Source organism: Chryseobacterium sp. MDT2-18 (genome assembly GCF_030815285.1).
GTDB classification, from domain to species: Bacteria; Bacteroidota; Bacteroidia; order Flavobacteriales; family Weeksellaceae; genus Kaistella; species Kaistella salivictor.
Map to the genome: position 1 here is coordinate 167,617 of NZ_JAUSWQ010000001.1, position 20,392 is coordinate 188,008.

The 20,392-nt window shown below is 36.3% G+C and carries 22 protein-coding genes; 15 read left to right on the top strand and 7 right to left on the bottom strand.

Annotated features, from left to right (window positions below; all coding sequences use genetic code 11):
- Window positions 1-97 precede the first annotated feature (97 nt).
- The 5 genes from QF004_RS00765 (at window position 98) to QF004_RS00785 (ending at window position 2,662) form a co-directional block, all read left to right on the top strand.
- On the top strand, window positions 98-658 hold the full coding sequence (locus QF004_RS00765) for a Crp/Fnr family transcriptional regulator (RefSeq protein ID WP_133440445.1): 561 nt from the start codon (window positions 98-100) through the stop codon (window positions 656-658).
- A 51-nt stretch (window positions 659-709) separates the two neighbouring features.
- Window positions 710-1,165, top strand: a complete 456-nt coding sequence (locus QF004_RS00770) for a DUF1569 domain-containing protein (protein WP_307421862.1) — start codon at window positions 710-712, stop codon at window positions 1,163-1,165.
- Window positions 1,166-1,189: 24 nt separating this feature from the next.
- Window positions 1,190-1,660, top strand: a complete 471-nt coding sequence (locus QF004_RS00775; RefSeq protein ID WP_307421863.1) for a hypothetical protein — start codon at window positions 1,190-1,192, stop codon at window positions 1,658-1,660.
- 15 nt (window positions 1,661-1,675) lie between these two features.
- Window positions 1,676-2,122 (top strand): VOC family protein, encoded by a 447-nt coding sequence (locus tag QF004_RS00780; RefSeq protein ID WP_307421865.1) that lies wholly within the window; start codon window positions 1,676-1,678, stop codon window positions 2,120-2,122.
- A gap of 147 nt (window positions 2,123-2,269) precedes the next feature.
- On the top strand, window positions 2,270-2,662 hold the full coding sequence (locus QF004_RS00785) for a DUF1398 domain-containing protein (RefSeq protein ID WP_133440449.1): 393 nt from the start codon (window positions 2,270-2,272) through the stop codon (window positions 2,660-2,662).
- A gap of 66 nt (window positions 2,663-2,728) precedes the next feature.
- Here the strand turns inward: QF004_RS00785 and pcaF are convergent, their stop codons facing one another.
- From pcaF to QF004_RS00800, 3 genes are all read right to left on the bottom strand, one after another.
- Entirely contained in the window at window positions 2,729-3,943 is a 1,215-nt protein-coding gene (gene pcaF / locus QF004_RS00790) for a 3-oxoadipyl-CoA thiolase (protein WP_307421867.1), read from the bottom strand.
- 86 nt (window positions 3,944-4,029) lie between these two features.
- On the bottom strand, window positions 4,030-4,800 hold the full coding sequence (locus QF004_RS00795; protein WP_307421869.1) for a tryptophan-rich sensory protein: 771 nt from the start codon (window positions 4,798-4,800) through the stop codon (window positions 4,030-4,032).
- A gap of 106 nt (window positions 4,801-4,906) precedes the next feature.
- Window positions 4,907-6,007, bottom strand: coding sequence for an MBL fold metallo-hydrolase (locus QF004_RS00800; RefSeq protein WP_307421871.1), 1,101 nt, complete (start codon window positions 6,005-6,007; stop codon window positions 4,907-4,909).
- Between the two features lie 186 nt (window positions 6,008-6,193).
- Here QF004_RS00800 and QF004_RS00805 point away from each other — a divergent pair, with 186 nt between their 5' ends.
- Window positions 6,194-6,619, top strand: a complete 426-nt coding sequence (locus QF004_RS00805) for an SRPBCC domain-containing protein (protein WP_307421873.1) — start codon at window positions 6,194-6,196, stop codon at window positions 6,617-6,619.
- Between the two features lie 61 nt (window positions 6,620-6,680).
- On the opposite strand, the gene tatC is transcribed toward QF004_RS00805, so the two are convergent.
- The gene (tatC, locus tag QF004_RS00810) at window positions 6,681-7,508 is read right to left on the bottom strand and encodes a twin-arginine translocase subunit TatC (protein WP_307421875.1); all 828 of its coding nucleotides are present in this window, start codon (window positions 7,506-7,508) and stop codon (window positions 6,681-6,683) included.
- 170 nt (window positions 7,509-7,678) lie between these two features.
- Entirely contained in the window at window positions 7,679-8,638 is a 960-nt protein-coding gene (locus QF004_RS00815) for an SIS domain-containing protein (protein ID WP_307421877.1), read from the bottom strand.
- 291 nt (window positions 8,639-8,929) lie between these two features.
- On the opposite strand from QF004_RS00815, the gene recQ reads away from it, so the two are divergent.
- From recQ to QF004_RS00840, 5 genes are all read left to right on the top strand, one after another.
- Complete coding sequence (gene recQ / locus QF004_RS00820; protein WP_307421878.1) at window positions 8,930-11,134, top strand: DNA helicase RecQ; 2,205 nt, start codon at window positions 8,930-8,932, stop codon at window positions 11,132-11,134.
- A 10-nt stretch (window positions 11,135-11,144) separates the two neighbouring features.
- Window positions 11,145-11,393, top strand: coding sequence for a hypothetical protein (locus QF004_RS00825; RefSeq protein WP_133440455.1), 249 nt, complete (start codon window positions 11,145-11,147; stop codon window positions 11,391-11,393).
- The gene (locus QF004_RS00830) at window positions 11,381-11,704 is read left to right on the top strand and encodes a hypothetical protein (RefSeq protein WP_307421880.1); all 324 of its coding nucleotides are present in this window, start codon (window positions 11,381-11,383) and stop codon (window positions 11,702-11,704) included. Before QF004_RS00825 ends, QF004_RS00830 begins: the two co-directional genes overlap by 13 nt.
- A 57-nt stretch (window positions 11,705-11,761) precedes the next feature.
- Window positions 11,762-12,850 (top strand): glycosyltransferase, encoded by a 1,089-nt coding sequence (locus QF004_RS00835; RefSeq protein WP_307421882.1) that lies wholly within the window; start codon window positions 11,762-11,764, stop codon window positions 12,848-12,850.
- A gap of 217 nt (window positions 12,851-13,067) precedes the next feature.
- On the top strand, window positions 13,068-15,620 hold the full coding sequence (locus QF004_RS00840) for an adenosylcobalamin-dependent ribonucleoside-diphosphate reductase (RefSeq protein ID WP_133440458.1): 2,553 nt from the start codon (window positions 13,068-13,070) through the stop codon (window positions 15,618-15,620).
- 86 nt (window positions 15,621-15,706) lie between these two features.
- Here the strand turns inward: QF004_RS00840 and QF004_RS00845 are convergent, their stop codons facing one another.
- Window positions 15,707-16,372 (bottom strand): DUF6624 domain-containing protein, encoded by a 666-nt coding sequence (locus QF004_RS00845; protein WP_307421883.1) that lies wholly within the window; start codon window positions 16,370-16,372, stop codon window positions 15,707-15,709.
- 353 nt (window positions 16,373-16,725) lie between these two features.
- Between QF004_RS00845 and QF004_RS00850 the strand changes: the two genes are divergently transcribed.
- Together QF004_RS00850 and QF004_RS00855 are read left to right on the top strand one after the other, a co-directional pair.
- A complete protein-coding gene (locus QF004_RS00850; RefSeq protein ID WP_307421885.1) occupies window positions 16,726-16,932 on the top strand; it encodes a type II toxin-antitoxin system RelE/ParE family toxin in 207 nt (68 codons plus the stop codon).
- Window positions 16,933-16,934: 2 nt separating this feature from the next.
- Window positions 16,935-17,234: a helix-turn-helix domain-containing protein gene (locus QF004_RS00855; protein ID WP_133440461.1), complete on the top strand. Its 300-nt coding sequence runs from the start codon at window positions 16,935-16,937 to the stop codon at window positions 17,232-17,234.
- Window positions 17,235-17,387: 153 nt separating this feature from the next.
- On the opposite strand, the gene QF004_RS00860 is transcribed toward QF004_RS00855, so the two are convergent.
- Window positions 17,388-18,017 (bottom strand): c-type cytochrome, encoded by a 630-nt coding sequence (locus QF004_RS00860; protein ID WP_307421887.1) that lies wholly within the window; start codon window positions 18,015-18,017, stop codon window positions 17,388-17,390.
- A 343-nt stretch (window positions 18,018-18,360) separates the two neighbouring features.
- On the opposite strand from QF004_RS00860, the gene QF004_RS00865 reads away from it, so the two are divergent.
- Together QF004_RS00865 and lpdA are read left to right on the top strand one after the other, a co-directional pair.
- The gene (locus tag QF004_RS00865; RefSeq protein WP_221343576.1) at window positions 18,361-18,540 is read left to right on the top strand and encodes a helix-turn-helix domain-containing protein; all 180 of its coding nucleotides are present in this window, start codon (window positions 18,361-18,363) and stop codon (window positions 18,538-18,540) included.
- Between the two features lie 139 nt (window positions 18,541-18,679).
- Window positions 18,680-20,083 (top strand): dihydrolipoyl dehydrogenase, encoded by a 1,404-nt coding sequence (gene lpdA / locus QF004_RS00870; RefSeq protein ID WP_307421890.1) that lies wholly within the window; start codon window positions 18,680-18,682, stop codon window positions 20,081-20,083.
- The last annotated feature ends 309 nt before the right edge of the window (window positions 20,084-20,392 follow it).

Genomic DNA, 20,392 nt, shown 5'->3' on the forward strand with positions numbered 1-20,392 from the left:
CGGGCTGCAGATTTTGCTTCATTTACTAGGGATGATTAATATAAAATCTCTGTCTTTTTACCATATTCTTTCTTTATTTTTGTGAAAACTATACGAAGTGAAACTGCTCGACCAAATTTCAAAATATATAAAACCAGACGCCGTTACCGAAGATTTTTTTCGCAATGAAACGCAGACCAGAATTTTCGCAAAAGGCGAACTGTTAAGCCATCAAAATACTCATAACCGAAATGTTTATTACATGGAAAATGGTCTCGCGCGAACGTATTATTTTGAAAAAGGAAAAGACATCACCACCAATTTTTATTCAGAGGGAAAATCATTCGGCAGCATCGACACGATTTTCAATAATGTTCCCTCGATTTATAATATCGAAACTTTGGAAGAAAGTACGGTTACCTTTTGTGATTATAAAAAGTTGGAAGAACTGTGTTCAGTTTCTTTGACCTCGGCGAATTTCAGCCGGTTTCTTTTGGGGAATTTAATGGCTCAGATGTCGAAACGGATCAGTTCGCTTCAACACATGACGGCGAAAGAGAAATACGCGCAGCTTTTGGAGGAAAACCCCAACATTATCCTTCGTGCCCCTTTGGGAATGATCGCTTCTTATCTCGGGATTTCACAGGAAACGCTGAGCAGAATCAGAAGTGAAATTTAAATCGTAAATATTCCTTAAAATAATTCTATTTTTGTTTGATAAAACTAAACTATGCAAGATATTTTTAATGCGAAAGAAGCGCAGAATTACATCGACAGAATCAACAAGCTTTCTCCAGATTCAAAAGCGAAATGGGGCAAAATGTCCGTGGATCAAATGTTGGCGCATTGCAATGTAACTTATGAAATGGTGTATGAACCGCAAAAACATAAAGCATCGGGCGGAATTGCGAAATTTATTTTAAAAAGATTTGTAAAACCGAAAGTGGTAGGCGAAAAATCCTATTCTCAGAATTCTCCGACTGCACCACAATTTATAATTAAAGAAAGCAAAGATTTTGATTCTGAAAAAAAACGGTTGATCGGCTTTATTCAGAAAACACAGCAGTTAGGGCGGGAATCTTTTGACGGAAAAGAATCATTTTCTTTCGGGAAACTCAAGGCTCAGGAATGGAACAATATGTTTGCGAAACATTTAAATCATCATTTGGATCAGTTCGGTGCCTAATTATTTAATTTTAAAAACACAACCATGAAAAAAATTTTACTCACTTTGCTTTTAATAAGCGGTTTTATTACTGCCCAAATGCCCGATATCTCCAGCGTTTGGATGAACAATTCTGAGCCTTATTTAGGAACCATCACTGCGGAAAAAATTCCGATGAAGGTGAAAATTAATATTTCGGAACAGGATAAAAAAAATGATCAGGAATATTTTGTTTCTGGATTTTCTTTAGTAGAAAAAACGAATACCAAATTCGAAGGTAAACTGAAAATCACCAAATATAAAGACGCTCAAAAACGAAGTTCGATTTTCGGCGAATATGAATTGGCCGAAGAAGGCACGGGAAAACATTCCGGGATTTTAAAAGGAAAATTTATTTATACCTTTATGTGGAATAAAAAAACCGAGAAAATTGAAAATCAATTTATCGAGTTTATTGGCAACTGGAAAAGTTATGACGGCAATTTAGAGTACCCGACGAACTGGAAAAATCAATAATTTAAAAACAATATCATGGCAACAATTAACGCGTATTTAACTTTCGACGGAACTTGCGAAGAAGCATTCAATTTTTATAAATCCGTTTTCGGTGGTGATTTTCCGATGGTCGGAAGATTTGGCGATATGCCGCCACAGGAAGGAATGCCCGCAATGTCAGATGATGTAAAAAACAGAATCATGCACATGACGCTGCCTATTTCTGCGGAAACCATTTTGATGGGTAGTGACACGATGCCAGGAATTCACGATCATAAAATCGGGAATAATATTTCGCTTTCCATCAACACCGATTCCAAAGAAGAAGCCGACCGAATTTTCAACGGACTTTCTGAAGGTGGAGTAGTTACTATGCCGCTCAACTATACTTTTTGGGGCGCTTATTTCGGAATGTGGACCGACAAGTTTGGTATTAATTGGATGGTGAACTATGATGATCCTTCCAAAGTTCAGGCGCATTAATTTTTTTTGAAGCAACAGGATTTTAGCTTCTTACAAAACCTGTCCCGCTTTCCGCTCTATCTTTTGCTGCACTTCGTTCCGCAAAAGGATGCCGCTGCAATCGGGGCTAGAATGAAGTTCAGTTTTTCTTTTTAAAACTTACAAACAATGAAATTTACATCAGAACAAATCCACGAAGCCCAAACAGAGAGTGGAAATATATTTCCGGTTTTAATTCGGCAATTAAAATTATTGGGAGTTGTAAATTTTATCACTTTCGTTACAGATGGTCACACCGATTACTTCGATGATGAAAAGGAAAGTATCACCTCAGAAGCTACACACGATCTTCTAATTTCTGAAAATACCAATGCAGAAAAATTTCTCGAACGATTAAAATTGCATCAAAATGGCGGAACCAATTTCCAAACATTTTGCCAAGATTGCGCAGAAAATGGAATCGATTGCTGGATTGTAGATTTACAAAAAATGACGTGTACTTATTACGACAAAAGCGGGAAGGAAATATTAGTAGAAAAAATCCCTACTGTTCCTCTTTAATACAAAGCGAAAAACCCTTTCAGCCTTTTAAAGACTGAAAGGGTTTTTAAATAAAATGGATAAAATTTAGATATTTACATTTTCCAGAATTACGGCATAACCTTGTCCGACGCCGATGCACATTGTCGCCAACGCATATTTCTTTCCTGTTTTTTGTAATTCCAAAGCGGCAGAATACGTGATTCTCGTTCCGCTCATTCCGAGTGGATGACCAAGTGCAATTGCGCCACCGTTTACGTTGACTCTTGCATCATCATTGGCGATTCCGAGTTCTTTCAGACACGCAATACTTTGCGCGGCAAAAGCTTCATTCAATTCAATAATATCGATTTGGTCTAAAGTAAGATTTGCTCTTTTCAAAGCCAGTTTAGTTGCTTCAACCGGACCGATTCCCATAATTCTGGGTTCAACGCCAACCACGGCAGAACTTAAGATTTTAGCCAAAGGTTTTAAACTGTAATTTTTCACCGCATCATCTGAAGCAATAATCACGGCAGCAGCTCCGTCATTTAAACCTGAAGCATTTCCCGCGGTCACCGTTCCGTTTTCCTTTAAAAAAGCCGGTCTTAGTTTCGCTAAAATTTCTAAAGTAGAGTTCGGTTTAATGAATTCATCTTTATTAATGACAACCGGATCTCCTTTTCGTTGTGGAATTTTAAGGTCAGAAATTTCTTCTGCCAATCTTCCGCTTTCCTGCGCTTTTTTGGCTTTCATCTGAGAATTTAAGGCAAATTCATCCTGTTGCTCACGTGAAATTTCAAACATTTCCGCTAAATTTTCTGCGGTTTTTCCCATCGCATCAATTCCGTACATTTTCTCCATTTTTGGATTGATGAAACGCCAGCCAAAACTCGAATCATACATTTTAGAATCGGTTCCAAAAGCAGATTCCGCTTTGGAAAGAACGTAAGGAGCTCTCGACATTCCTTCAACACCGCCCGCAATAAAAAGATCACCTTCGCCGGAACGGATCGCACGCATCGCCTGAACAATCGAACTCATTCCCGAGGCACACAATCTGTTCACCGTTTCGCCCGGAACATTCACCGGAAATCCTGCTAAAAGTAAAGCCATTCTGGCAACATTACGATTATCTTCACCCGCTTGATTAGCGCAACCGATGATAACATCATCGATTTTATCTAATGGTAAATCCGGATTTTTTTCGATTAAACTTTTTAGTACAGAAGCCATCAGATCGTCAGTTCTCACAGCGGCTAAGCTTCCTTTAAAATTTCCGATGGCCGATCTTGTCCCATCGATAATATAGGCGTTTTTCATTCTTTATTTTTAATGAGTGTAAATTTAAGAAAATTAAAAAGACTTCGGGAAATGCAAATCCTGACTTCTTTAAAATGATTTTCCTTTCATCTAACTTTATTTAAACTTCCTTTAATAATTTTGAAACAACTGCTTACAAAAAGAATTCCTGCTGCCGTCAATGCTGCGAAATAAATCTGCTGACTTTCATTTTTATTTGCCACCGCAATTGCAATTAAAGCCCAGACTGCCACAAAAGCGAAAACCGGTGCATTCTTTTTCCACGTCATAAAAAGGTGAATTAAAGACGCGGTAATGATTAAAATAATAGTCCAGTTCACTTCCGAAATTCCGAAACCGTTCCATTCGGTTTTTTTTAACCAAGCTGCTGTAGCCGCGATTAGAGCGACACTTACCCAGCCCGAATAAATTTGAAAAGGAAAATTGATGAGCCATTTTTCGCCAACGTTTGAATGGTAATTTGAGGCTTCCAATACAATGATTAAAAGCGAAATAAAGGTGACCAACAGAACAATTACAGATAATCCCGTGAAACCGTAAAGCCAGGTGACAATCCAGGCACAGTTGGCAATACAGGAAACAACAAACCACCAACCGATCTTTGCTACAAAGCCATTCGCTTCATTTTTTGCAGGATTAAATAAACTTCTGCCCGTGTAAAAAACGAAACCAATTAAAAGCAGATAAATAAATCCCCAAATTGAAAAAGCATAACCTGCCGGAGTAAAAAAATTGTGGTATTGATCAGAAACATTGGCGATTGTCTTTCCATTAAATATTCCGGTATTGCTCAGATAATTAAAGATAATGGTGAAAATCAGAAAGAAACCATTGGCGATTTGCAGTTTTTTTATCATTTTTAAAGAAAGTTTATAGGGTTTGATTACTCTAAATTAGTCAATTTTACGACAGCAAAAGAACTTTATTCTGCGATAAAATTGGGAATACAGATTTCTGGTGATTCTACTTGTAGGATTCCCACCATTTTTCATAAACGGTGGAGTCATTTTGCCAAACGGTTTTTCCCCCAATCTTAGGAGTAATCAGGCGTAAGTTTTCTTTTTCATTGAGCGCCGTTATTTTTTGCAAAGGTTCTTTCCAGTCGTGCAGGGCAAGTGTGAATTTTGAATTGTGAACTGGGGTTATTCTTTTTGCTTTTAAATTTTTAGCAGCCACCAAAAATTCTTCCGGCATCATGTGAATATAGCGCCAGTCTTTGTTATACTGGCCATTTTCAAGAATAGCCAAGTCAAAACCACCATATTTGTTGCCAATTTTTTCAAAGTGATTATCAAATCCAGAATCGCCGCCGATATAGATTTTTCTTTCCGGAGTTTCAAAGATAAAACTCGCCCAAATGGCTTGGTTCCGCTTAAAACCACGTCCTGAAAAATGCCGTGCTGTCTCTGCATAAACTTTAAACCCGTTTCCCAAATCAAAATTTTCGCCCCAATCGAGTTCGATAATTTTTTTAGGATCATAATTCCAATATTCCAAATGTTCGCCGGTTCCTAGTCCTGTAATAACCTGTTTTGCTTTTGGATTGAGCTTTTTCACGGTTTCATAATCCAGATGATCCCAGTGATCGTGCGTAATGATTAAATAATCTAATTCTGGGATATCTTCTGCCGCGTATAAATCGGTTCCGGAAAAGGCTTTTGCGGCAAACTTTACCGGAGACGCATTTCCACTGAAAACGGGATCCACAAGGATTTTTTTGCCGTCAATCTGTATGAAATAAGAAGAATGTCCCATCCAAACATAAATATTTTCATTTGGATTCAAATTTTTCAAATCGGTTTTTTCAAAATTAAATTTTTCCTTCGGGATTAAATTCTTGTTCTTGCCGAATAAAAAGCGGAACATCACTCCCGGAATTGAAGCGTCTTCTGCAAGTTGCGGTGTAAAATTAATATTGTCGAATTTTCCCTTTTGATAATGACGGGATTTTTTTATTCTTTCCAAACGTTTTCCAGTCGGCGCTTTCCCGAATTTAGGATGTTGCATAAAAAGGAAAAGGTCAGCGGTGAAAACGATTGCTATAAGCAGTACTGCAATCATCATATTTTTAAATAGCTCCAAAGTAGTTTTATAAAAAAGTTGTTATAGAGATGAACGGTTCAGAAAATATTTTACTTTAAAATAGGGTTCAAATTTAGTTTAAAATGATGAATGCGAAATATCATAGGAATATTTTTTCTTTCTGCTGAAAATTATACTAACTTTATTACAATCAAAAAAACAAAAATTATGCATGAGATTGTACTTGTTCAACAAAGGGTAAATGCCCCTGCTGAAAAGGTTTGGAAAGCCATAACCGATAAAGCGCAGATGAAAGAATGGTATTTTGATATTCCCGATTTTGATTTGGAAGTTCACAATGAGTTCAACTTTTATGAACCTGGTGAAGAACGGAAATTTCATCATCATGGAGAAATTTTAGAAATTATTCCAAATGAAAAATTAAAGTACACCTGGACCTATCCGGAATTTTCAAAAGATAAATCGATTGTTAAATGGAAACTTCAGGAAAACGAAGGCGGAACTTTGGTAACGCTTACTCACAAGGGTTTAGAAAACTTTGACCACCTTGGAAAAGATTTTCAGAAAGAAAGTTTCGAAAATGGCTGGAACGAAATTATCGGAAAAAGTCTGAAGGATTTTGTTGAGAATTAACGCTTCTTTTTTAAAATACAAAACACGCCAAGAAGCGTGTTTTTTTATTTTTAGCTATTGATTATATTCTTGCTTTTTCTTCTTCAAGCTTTCTTTTTTCTATTTTTTTAAAGGTATAAGCACTCATTATAATACTGAATTCGTACAATAAAAGGAGTGGCAATGCAGCCATCATCATACTCAAAACATCTGCCGGCGTTATAACCGCGGCCACTACCATAATCAAAACAATGGCATGACGACGGTAAGTCCGCATGAATTTCGGTGTAAGAATTCCGATAGAAGTGAGGAAATACACGATGACGGGGAATAAAAAAACAATTCCCATTCCCAAAACAATTTGAAGGAAAAGAGTTGCGTAATCACTCAAATCAAAAAGTTGGGTGATAGAATCTGAAACTTTAAACAACAGTCCAAAATTAATTGCAAAGGGAAGAATTAAAAAATAACCACAAAGAATTCCGGTCAGAAAAAGAATCCAGACAAAATTAATCAACCACACCGAATTTTTTCGTTCGTTCGGATGCAGGGCCGGAGAAATAAACCGCCACAACTCCCACACTAGATAGGGAAATGCGGTAACGATACCTCCAAAGATAGAAACCGCCATCATTACATTAAACTGCTGAAAAAGCTGTTTTTGTTGTACCGCAAAATGGGCGGGAAGCGTGATGCTGTCATGACCGACAATTTCGCGGGAAAAATGATTGACCACGCGGAAAGTTAAAAAATCGTTTCTTGTAGGCCCGAAGAAAATGTGATCCATAATCCAGTTAACATTAAAACCAACTACGACCGCACAAACTACAACCGCAATCATTGCGCGAATCAAGTGTGCTCTCAATTCTCCGATGTGTCCCCAAAAAGACATTTCTTTTTTCTCGCTCACGAAAATTTTTGTTTTAAGGTTTTATAATGGTGTATTTTATAACAACTAATTCTTTTGAAGGTGCGAAATTAATTAATTATTAGCGAATAATGTTTAATTTAATTGACTTTGTAAGGAGTCAAAAATGCACGGCCGACTTGTAGGCGCTGTACTGAATTGAAATATTGATTTTAGTTAATTCCTTCATCCAGTAATTTGTGGATGTCGATAATTCCAAAATATTTTCCGTTTTCGGTCACAATTAACTGGCCGATGTTTTTGTCTTTTAAAATTTGCATGGCTTCTTTTGCCAAAGCATTTTTATCGATGCTTTTCGGATTTTTACTCATGATTTCTTTAGCGATGAACTTCGATAAATCCTGTTCGCTCATGAGCATTCTGCGCAAATCACCATCGGTAATAACTCCGGTGATATCATCCCCGTTGGTTACTACGGTAATCCCATGTTTCGAACTGCTCACGGAAATGATGATGTCCCGTAAACTGGCTTCCTCTGAAACGTGCGGTTTTTGTGGTGACAGGAACTGGTCTACTTTGGCTGTAAGGTTTTTTCCTAAACTTCCACCCGGATGGAATTTAGCAAAATCAGATTCTTTAAAACCATTGAGCTCCATTAAACAAACCGCTAAAGCATCTCCCAGCGCCATTTGAACTATTGTAGAGCTTGTGGGTGCCAGCTTAATAGGACAGGCTTCTTTTTCAACAAATGTGTTGAGAATAACATCAGAAAATTCAGCGAGTTTGCTTTTTAAATTCCCGGTCATTCCGATAAGACTTGAAGAATATTGCTTTAGGAAAGGCGCGAGTTTTACGATTTCAGGAGAGTTCCCCGAATTTGAAATACATAAAACGACATCCGTTTTTTGAATCACACCCAAATCACCATGGATTGCTTCCGAAGCATGTAAAAATTGTGAGGGAGTTCCGGTGGAGTTCAGGGTCGCAACCATCTTATTTCCCACATGTGCAGATTTTCCGATTCCTACAATAATGAGTTTGCCTTTTGCAGAATTAATAATTTCTACGGCTTTTAGAAACTGCCCGTCCAGACGGTTTTTAAGAAGTTCAAGCTCAGCAATTTCAATCGACAGCGCATTTTTTGCGAGCTGAAGTATTTCTTGGTTATTCATAAAATGGGTGCATCATTTATTTAAAGATCATCACCACTTTAATCAAAATTATCGGGTAGAATTCAATAATAAAGAGGTGGGATTTCTATAAAATACAAAAATATTAAATGTTAATTTATTTAAAATTAAATATCATTTTTTTTTAATGTGATAATAATTATTTAACTTTGATTAATATGCAAATTTAGGAAAGAAATATTAGAACATAACCTAAAATCCAAATTTTCAGGCAGAGTGAAGATGAAGATATTCTACAAACAAACGCTGCTCAAAAAAATGTCAATTTAAAAGATGAATACACCAACTACCGAATTATCTAAGGAATTAAAGAAATATTTCGGTTTCTCAAAATTTAAAGGTCAACAAGAAGAAATTATAAAAACCCTGATGCAGGGAGACGATGTTTTTGTTTTAATGCCTACCGGCGGAGGAAAATCACTCTGCTATCAACTACCGGCATTGATTTCGGACGGAACTGCGATTGTTGTTTCACCATTAATAGCCCTGATGAAAAATCAGGTAGATGCGATCAACGGGCTTTCTTCTGTGGAAGGAATAGCACACGTGCTCAATTCCTCACTCAATAAAACCCAGACCAAACAGGTTTTCGATGATATCAAATCGGGCGTCACCAAATTACTGTATGTTGCTCCAGAATCTTTAATTAAAGAAGAATATCAGGAATTTCTGCGCGATGTTAAAATCTCATTTGTCGCTATTGATGAAGCTCACTGTATTTCAGAATGGGGACATGATTTCCGGCCGGAATATAGAAACCTGAAAACCATCATCGATAAAATTGCAGATGTGCCGGTAATTGCTTTAACTGCAACGGCAACGCCGAAAGTGCAGGATGATATTCAGAAAACTTTGGGAATGAGCAATGCTAAGGTTTTCAAAGAGAGTTTCAACAGGCCGAATCTTTTTTATGAAGTAAGACCAAAAGTGAATATCGATCGGGAAATCGTAAAATTCATTAATTCTCATAAAGGAAAGTCAGGCATTGTTTATTGTTTAAGCCGGAGAAAAGTAGAAGAATTCGCACAGGTTCTTCAGGTTAACGGGATTAATGCATTGCCCTATCACGCCGGTCTGGATCAGAAAACAAGAGTGATGAATCAGGATAAATTTCTGATGGAAGATTGCGATATTATTGTGGCAACCATCGCGTTTGGAATGGGAATAGACAAACCGGATGTTCGTTTTGTGATTCATTATGACATCCCAAAATCTCTGGAAAGTTATTATCAGGAAACCGGTCGGGCAGGGCGTGATGGCGGAGAAGGACATTGCCTCGCATTTTATGATCCGAAAGACATCGAAAAATTAGAAAAATTTCTGGCTCAGAAACCGGTTTCAGAACGCGAAATTGGCCTGCAACTTTTAAATGAAGTAGTAGGTTACGTAGAAACTTCAATGAGCAGAAGGCAATATATCCTCTGTTATTTTGGTGAACAGTTTGATCCCGTTAGCGGTGACGGTGCATTAATGTGTGACAATTCTGTGAATCCTCCAAAATTAAAAGACGCATCAAAAGAATTGAAACTGGTTCTTAATTTAGTAAAAGAACTGGAAGAGAAATTCAAGACAAAAGATCTTATCTCGGTCATCGTTGGTAAAGAAAATCCCGTGACCAAATCTTATAAATTAGAAACCAATAAATATTTTGGTATCGGCAAAAAAGAAACGGAAAATTTCTGGAAATCGATTATCAGACAAGCGACCGTGCAAAATTTCCTGCAAAAGGATATTGAAACTTACGGTGTTTTAAAATTAACTGAAAAAGGAAACAAAACACTTTCTTCAAAATCGGATACCGAATTTTTTATCGCTGAAGACCGCGAATATAATCTGGAACAGACCAAAGCAGATTCCGACAAAGTTCAAACCCAGGCAGGTGGCAGTCTGGATCAGGTTCTTTTTGGTCAGTTAAAAGATCTGCGGAAATCGGTGGCCAAGAAATATGGTATTCCGCCATACACGGTTTTTATGGATCCGAGTTTAGAAGATATGACTGTTCAATATCCTATTAATATTGAAGAAATCGGAAAGGTGTATGGAGTTGGCGAAGGGAAAGCTAAAAAGTACGGAAAAGAATTTGCAGACTTTATTAAAAAGTATGTTGAAGAAAACGAGATAGAAAGAACGCAGGATATGGTCATGAAAACCGTGGCCAATAAATCCAGTCACAAAGTTTTTATTATTCAGAGTACCGATAAAAAAATCGATTTAGAAGACATCGCCAAAGCGAAAAATATTTCAATGGATGAGCTGTTGAAAGAAATGGAACGGATTGTTTATCAAGGCACAAAATTGAATATTGATTATTATATTGATGAAAATTTTGATGAAGATATCGTCGAGGAATTTATGGAATTTATGGGTGACAGCGAAAGCGACAGTATGAAAGTTCTTTTGGCGGAATTCGGTGATGAGTTGAGTGATGAAGAAGTGAGAATGTTACGGATTAAATTTATTTCTGATGTAGCGAACTAAAATTTGAGTGATGGAAAATCCAATTATTGAAATAAAAAAGGAATTAATCGAGTGGATTAAAAACCTTGATGATTTGGAAAGCATCCAATCATTATTGGAGTTGAAAAACGCTGATCAAACCGCTTTATCCTTTTCTGATGCGCAGTCAGAGTACACTGTGAAAGACGATTTTGATGAACGGTTTGAGCGGGGGATGACTTCTAAAGAATTTCGAAGAAGAATTATTCAACATATCGATTCTTTACCTTGGGAGAAATAATTATTTATGCTGATTCTGCAGAAGAAACATTAACGGAATTAGTCGATTTGCTCTATGATTTTAAATATTTTGGTTTTAGAAACTCTGCAGTAGAATATACAATGAAGATTGTTGATTTTATTGATCAAAACATTGATAAACCTATAACTAAAAATTCTCCCGGACCTTTCCAAAAATTTGGCAGGAAATATCTCAGATATAAAGCCAACAATAAAACTTTTTGGTATATTTTCTTTGATGAAAAAGACAATCGGTTCATCATCAACCATATTTTGAACAACCATTCGCAGGACTTTCCGGAATTGTTGTAAAATAGCAATTAACCAAGTCAAAGTTTTAAACCTGGTCAGCGTTCTGAAAAACAAAGTATGAAGAAAATCTCCATTCTATTTATTCTCCCTGATCTCGAAATGGGCGGTGCCGAACGGATTGTCACTACGATTGCAAATCATTTGCCGCGTTCAACGTTTGAACCGAAAATTCTTCTGTTAAGAAAAGAAGGTGGTTATCTCGAATTTTTAAAAGACGATGTGGAGATTGTCGATACCAAAACGCCCAGAATCCGTCATTCTCTGAAGCCTATTTTAAAGGAAATACGCAATAGAAAACCCGATATTGTGTTCAGCGGTTTTGGCGAAGTGAATGCGTATTTGGCTTTTTTTATTAAATTTTTCCCGAAAACTAAATTCATTGCCAGAGAAACCAATGTTGTTTCGCAACATGTCACCAGAAAAGAAATCCGTTTTTTCTATAAATTTTACAATAATTATCACAAGATTATTTGTCAAAGCGATGATATGCAAAATGATCTGATTGAAAATTTTAAAATCAAAAAAGAGAAATTGATTAAAATAAACAATCCGGTCGATTTTGATTTTATTAATGAAAAGTTGCAAGGTTTGGAGAAACCCGAATCCTATTCATCAGATTTTAAAAATATTGTAGCCATCGGAAATCTGTCTCCCAGAAAGGGTTTCGATAATTTGCTGAAAGTATTCTTTCACTTAAAAAATGAAAAATTGCTGCTTCATATTTTAGGAGATGGACGGGATAAAGAATTTCTGCATCAAATGAAAAAGGATTTAGATCTGGAAAATGTAATTTTTCACGGGCAGCAAAAAAATCCGTATCAATTTTTAATATTTGCAGATTTATTCGTTCTTTCCTCCCGTTATGAAGGTTTTCCAAATGTTTTGTTAGAAGCCGGAGCATGCGGAACTTATTCCCTGGCGAATAATTGTCCGGGTGGAATTACCGAAATCATTCAGCCCAAAATTAATGGTGAAATTTGCAATATCGACAATCATCAGAAGTTCGCTGAGAAAATCCTCGATATTTTAAAAGAAAGTCACGATAAAGTTGCCATTAAAAATTCAATCGCTTCCCGTTTTGCAAAAGATTTTATTTTAAAGAAATACGAAGATGTTTTTTTGAGAATAGGAAAATTAAAGGAATAACCCTTTCATGCAAGGCTGAAGTGTTTGTTATCTCAAAGTATGATTGTATTTACTTTTTTTATGATTTAAATCACAAAGAACTTTTTTGTTTTAGTTAACTTTTTAACATTTTAAAATATTTATTATTTTGATTATCAGTCTCTTAAATTAAATTATTTGCGAACTTTTTTTTATTAAAAGATACTGTTGTATATTTATTTCATTAAAAACGAAAATTATGGAAGCAGCAGTTTTAGCAAAAAAATCAAAAATTTATACGTATGATGAAGCTTATCAATCTTCTTTAAAATATTTTGACGGAGATGATCTGGCGGCTAAGGTTTGGGTAAGTAAATATGCGCTGAAAGATTCAGACAGTAATATTTACGAACAAAATCCAGTTGATATGCATCATCGGATTGCCTCTGAAATCGCAAGAGTCGAAGCGAAATATCCAAATCCACTTTCTGAAGAAAAAGTCTTTGACCTCATTAAAAAATTCAAATATATTATTCCACAGGGAAGTCCGATGACGGGAATCGGAAATGATTTTCAGATTGCGTCGCTTTCAAATTGTTTTGTCATCGGTAGTGGAACGCAAAGTGATTCTTACGGAAGCATTATGAAAATTGATGAAGAGCAGGTTCAGCTGATGAAACGCCGCGGTGGAGTTGGTCACGATCTTTCCAATATTCGTCCGAAAGGTTCTCCCGTAAAAAATTCGGCTTTAACTTCCACCGGTTTGGTTCCGTTTATGGAAAGATATTCTAACTCGACGCGGGAAGTGGCACAGGACGGCAGAAGAGGAGCGTTGATGCTTTCGGTTTCTATCAATCATCCGGATTCTGAGGATTTTGTCAATGCCAAACTCGAGCAGGGAAAAATTACGGGTGCCAATATTTCGGTGAGAATCGATGATGACTTTATGAAAGCTGTTGTTAATAAAGAAAATTACATTCAAAAATATCCAATTCATAGCCAAAATCCGAAATTTAAAAAGGAAATAAAAGCGACTGATTTGTGGAATAAAATTATTCATAACGCCTGGAAATCGGCAGAACCTGGAATTCTTTTTTGGGATACAATTATTAAAGAATCTTTGCCGGATTGCTATGCTGATCTCGGCTACGAAACCGTTTCCACGAATCCTTGTGGTGAAATTCCTTTGTGTCCTTACGATTCTTGCCGGTTGTTGGCGGTGAATCTTTTCTCTTACGTTGAAAATCCGTTTACGAAAAACGCGAAATTTAATTTTGATTTATTTAAAGAACATGTGGGTTACGCGCAAAGAATGATGGATGATATCATCGATCTGGAAATTGAAAAAATCGATACCATTCTTGCAAAAATCGAAGCCGATCCGGAAAGTGAAGAAATTAAATTCACCGAGAAACATCTTTGGTTAAAAATCCGGCAAAAAACAATGGAAGGCAGAAGAACAGGAGTCGGGATCACTGCAGAAGGCGATATGCTCGCAGCCTTAAATATTCAGTACGGAAGCAAAAAAGGGAATGAATTTTCGACTTTAGTTCACAAAACGCTGGCGTTGGCGGCTTACCGTTCATCGGTGGAAATGGCGAAAGAAAGAGGAGCTTTTGCAATTTATGATGCCAAAAGAGAAGAGAAAAATCCATTTATTTTAAGGTTAAAAGAAGCTGATCCAAAATTATATGAAGATTTGGTGAAATTTGGCAGAAGAAATATTGCGTTGTTGACAATTGCACCCACAGGAAGCACTTCGCTGATGTCGCAAACCACTTCGGGAATTGAACCTGTTTTCCTTCCGGTGTATAAAAGACGTAGAAAAGTAAATCCAAATGATCAGGATATCCGCGTGGATTTTGTGGATGAAGTCGGTGATTCCTGGGAAGAATATTTGGTTTTCCACCACCGTTTTAAAGAATGGATGGAAATTCAGGGGATCGACACCGAAACAAATTATTCTCAAGATGAATTGAATAAAATTATTGAAAAATCGCCTTATTACAAAGCCACTTCGAATGATGTGGATTGGTTGAGCAAAGTAGAAATGCAGGGCTCGATTCAGAAATGGGTTGATCATTCGATTTCTGTGACGATTAATATTCCGAATGATGCGACCGAAGAACTGGTGAATCAGCTGTATATAAAAGCTTGGGAAGTAGGCTGCAAAGGAGTTACAGTTTATCGCGACGGTTCCCGTTCCGGAGTTCTCATTTCGGCGGACGATAAAAAAGAGGACAAAAACGAAATGATTACTTCTGTTTTTCCTACCAAAAGGCCGCATGTTTTACAGGCAGATGTCGTTCGTTTTCAAAATAATAAAGAAAAATGGATCGCTTTTGTTGGTTTAATTGAAGGCAAACCTTATGAGATTTTCACCGGTTTGGCAGACGATGAAGAAGGCATTATGCTTCCACGGTGGGTGAATGAAGGAGTGATTATTAAAAACCAGGACGAAAACGGAAAATCGCGCTATGATTTTCAGTTCAAAAATCTCCGTGGTTATAAAACGACGATTGAAGGGCTTTCGCACAAGTTCAAACCCGAATTCTGGAATTATGCGAAATTGATTTCCGGAACTTTGCGCCACGGAATGCCGATTGAAAATGCGGTGGAATTAATCAACCATTTAGAACTCGATTCGGAATCGATCAACAACTGGAAAGCAGGAGTTGCACGAGCTTTGAAACGGTATATCCCAGATGGAACTGAAGCCGGCGGAAGATGTTCTAACTGTGGTTCAGATCAGGTGGTTTATCAGGAAGGTTGCTTGACTTGCAAGAATTGTGGGAATAGTAAGTGTGGGTAAAACTATGTTTCTATAAAAATGAAAAGACGCAATTTTTGCGTCTTTTTTATTGATCTGATTACTTCCGGGAAAACAATTATTTGCATTTATTCATAAAGCTTAGGTTCAGATATTCCTTGCTTTTGCAAATATTCTTTATTCATTCTAAAATGATTTATTGTCATTCTGTTGTAATAAACTTTGAAATTTTCCAAACCGTATCCATTGCGCAGTTTTTCAATATTTACACTATCGATTAAACCATTTTTCGGAATCGCTTGTCCAAATTCATTATATGTTACCTGTGATCCAAATCTTTGTTTTTTATTTGTATTAACAGAAATCCGGTCTTCCAGCATCGCATAATTGCTTCGCGAGGCATTATTTTTTTTGATTTCATTTCTTAGAGCCTTTAGCATTTTTTTCTGAAATTCGACATCATTGTCAGCATGCTGAATTGTAATCCAGAAATTATTCGCGTTTTCCTTGCCAACCTCTTTAAATCCTAAATAGCCAAATTTATTAAATAGAATTTTTATTCTATTTTGGTTGTCAATCCCAACGCTGTCTCTTTTAGATTCAAAAATTTTCCACGCTTTTTCACGACCAAATCTATTATCTAATTCTTCTGATGGAATTCCTGCATATTTTTGATCAATATGCATTATATATTCCAATTCAGAAATTATTTTTTCTCGTTCTGAAGTTGATATTTTTTGAATTGAATTACAACCAATGAAAATAAGCAGCAGAAGAAATGTTAGATTTTTCATATTGATTTGTTCTGTTTTAAATTTAAAGTTTAGCAAATCAGGGATTTATTTTTGGAAATGCGTGATGATAAATTAATTCTCAAATATAGATTTTTTTTGGACCTTTTAATTAAACTAGAAGTAAAAAGGTTAGTTTTTAATTTCTTCTAAGTTCATGTACGTTCGATAATAATTTTCTTTCATAATTTGCATAAAGTTATCTTTAGCGTTAACTTTGTACAATGAGTAGGATAATAGAATTTTACCAAAATCATTTTTTGGACTTTTATAAAGTTCAGGATGAAAAGGTAAAATCTAAAATTAAAAATGTCCTTGAGCTCATTAAGCAGGTCTAGAGAGTTCCTGAAAAATTTTTGAAACATTTGTCTGGAACAGATGGACTTTATGAAATCAGAATTGAATATCAGTCTAACATTTACAGGATATTCTGTTGTTTTGATAAAGGAAATTTAGTCATTCTGTTCAATGCGTTTCAAAAGAAATCACAGAAAACTCCGCAGCAAGAACTGGACAAAGCGGTAAGATTGAAAAATGAATATTTTGAGAAAAAAAAAGATTAATAATGGACCAATATAAAGACATCAAAACTTTTGACCAACTCATCGATTTAGAGCACGGAAAACTTGGAACTGAAAGCAGAGTGGAGTATGAAGAAAAGGCTCAAATGTTTATTATCAGCGAAATGTTGAAGCAAGCACGTAAAGAAGCAAACATGACCCAGGAACAATTGGCCGAAAAAACAGGTACAAAAAAAAGTTACATTTCGAAAATTGAAAATGGGAAAGGAAATATACAACTCTCTACCTTATTTCGACTTTTTGAAGTGGGATTGAATAGGCGAATTGGTTTGACTTTTTTATAAAATAACTGTTGTTCCAACCAAGTAACTAACTGGAAGGTTGTTTGACTTGCAAGAATTGTGGGAATAGTAAGTGCGGGTAAAACTATATTTCTACAAAAATGAAAAGACGCAATTTTTGCGTCTTTTTTTTCAATTAATAAAAATGAACTTGCATTACATTTTGTCTGGTGGTATTGGTGGAGGTACTACGTTTCTAACGGGTTTAATGTTTTTTAAGTACATAAAAATCGCATGAATATCCTCATTTGTCAAAATGGTATAATTTGTCCACGGCATCGGTGGTAAAAGCATCCGCTCGCCGTCCACTCCTTTAAACTTACCTTCAGTGATTGCCTTTTTGAATTGTTCTTCTGTCCAGTTTCCGATACCCGTTTCGTCAGGAGTTAGGTTGCCGGCAAAAGAAACTCCCCATGGTCCTGCAGCAGCCGTAAGGTCAGGATAGAACATTCCAAATCCCTGTTTAATCATAGGGTCAACAAATTTCACAATTGGCCGGTCAGCAGGAAAACCCGATAACATTAATTCCGGGATAATTTCGGGACCGTTCGCACCCATTTTTTTGGGAGAATGACAATCATTGCAGCCCATAGTTGTCACCAGATATTTGCCTCGTTTCACAACATCTTCAGGTTTAAGAGTCACCTTAGCATTCTCATCACTTGAATCTTGTTTAGCTTTTGAGCATGATGCATTATAAAAAAGTGAAAAGCCTGCTACAATTAATGCCCAAACTTTAAAATTGTTTTTTTTCATGTCATTTTGTTTTTGCGTTGTTGTTTCCAAATCATTTGGCTTTTCGGAATTTGCCCCGTTTTTTTTAAGTGGTTTCTGGTCTCCACATTTATTTCATTTCTTATCAATTATTTTTTAGTTAAGAACAGTTAAACTGTAATAGTGCAGCATATCCGGTTTGGCTGCTCATTTTTTTTATCTTAAAAAATCGGATTAAATTTAATGATTGTAATTGTAAATCAATTTGTTACGCATTTCAAATTTAAGAATTTAAAATGAAAAACTCAAAAAATGGAGTGAGGTTTTGTGCAATTGTTGGCGGAAAAATTCCCCAGTCTTGTAGGGTAGCGGGATTGTAGAAGATGAAGAAAATGTAAATGTTTATTATCATTAAATGTTAAAACAAGTTCGGAAAGAGCCTAACATGACTCAGGACAGCTTGCAGCGAAAAACAGGCAGGAATAAAAGTTATATTTTGAAAATTGAAAACGGCAAGGAAAATATGCAGCTCTCAACCTTATTCCGACTTTTTGAAGTGGGATTGAACCGGAAAATTGGTTTAACTTCTCTGTAAAATTTTTAACCACAAATACGAAAAGGAAATCACAAAGAACACGAAATCAGTTTTCTGAACTTCATGGAAAATCTTTGTGTCTTTGTATTAGAAATCGTAAATTTGCCTCTACTTTTAATTAAATCATAAAAAGATAAATATGAGTCAATTCGATGTTACCGTAATCGGTTCCGGTCCTGGTGGTTATGTTGCTGCAATCCGTTGCGCGCAGTTAGGTTTCAAAACAGCAATTATCGAGAAATATCCAACTATGGGCGGTACTTGCCTGAACGTGGGTTGTATTCCGAGTAAAGCACTCTTGGACAGTTCTGAACATTTCGAAAACGCAAAACACAATTTCGCCAATCACGGAATTATCATTAATGATCCTGTGGCAGACCTCACTAGAATGGTGGCTCGTAAGAATGAAGTGGTGGAACAAACGACCAAAGGAATTCAGTTTTTGATGGATAAAAACAAGATCACTGTTTTCGAAGGCGTTGGAAGTTTCGAATCGGCGACTCAGATTAAAGTGACTAAAAGTGATGGTTCTTCAGAAACCATTGATTCAAAATATACCATTATTGCGACGGGTTCTAAACCAAGTTCGCTTCCTTTTATCACTTTAGATAAAGAAAGAATTATTACTTCTACGGAAGCTTTAAATTTGAAAGAAATTCCGAAACATCTTATCGTAATCGGTGGTGGAGTAATCGGTTTGGAATTGGGTTCTGTTTATAAAAGACTCGGTTCTGATGTGACGGTGGTGGAATATATGGATAAAATTATTCCGACCATGGATGGTGCTTTATCAAAAGAACTGAACAAAGTGTTGAGAAAGCAAGGAATGAAATTCAACCTTTCTACCGGAGTTCAGTCTGTTGAAAGAAACGGAGATACGGTAAAAGTAACGGCGAAAGATAAAAAAGGCGATGAAGTAGTTTTCGAGGGCGATTACGTTTTGGTTGCGGTGGGTAGAAAACCATATACAGACGGACTTGCTGTTGAAAAAGCTGGTGTTGATTTGGACGAAAGAGGAAGAGTAAAAGTGAACGGACATTTACAAACCAATGTATCGAATATTTACGCCATCGGTGATGTTGTACAAGGTGCAATGTTGGCGCACAAAGCTTCTGAAGAAGGAACTTTGGTTGCTGAATTGATCGCCGGACAAAAACCACATATCAATTATAATTTGATTCCGGGTGTTGTTTATACCTGGCCGGAAGTTGCTGCTGTTGGCAAAACAGAAGAGCAGTTGAAAGCGGAAGGTATTGCCGTTAAAATTGGTAATTTCCCGATGAGAGCTTTGGGAAGAAGCCGGGCTTCCGGCGATATTGATGGTTTCATCAAAGTGATCGCTGACGAAAAAACAGATGAAATTCTTGGCGTTCACATGATCGGAGCGAGAGCTGCAGATTTGATCGCAGAAGCAGTGGTAGCAATGGAATACCGGGCAAGTGCAGAAGATATTTCGAGAATGTCTCACGCACACCCGACGTATGCGGAAGCGATGAAAGAAGCAGCGCTGGATGCTACAGGGAAAAGAGCGATTCATTTTTAAGAGCCAAGTAGTAAAAAGAGCCCAAGGATTAATAAAGTAAAAATATTTCCGGCGGTTTGGATTAACTTATAATATTAAAGAGAAGTTTCGGCTTCTCTTTTTTTGTTTGAAAGTTTTTAAAACCACTAATTCACGAAGTATTTTTTAATATCTTAAGATTATCGCATTTAAAAAAACGAAAAAATTTATATGAAATTTTGTACAAGTATAAAGGCAGCATAGAAATATTTTTAAACAAATTCGTGCATTCGCAGCAAAATAATTTAGAGTATTTAAGCCGCTTAGATAAGTTTTGGCTTCTCTTTTTTT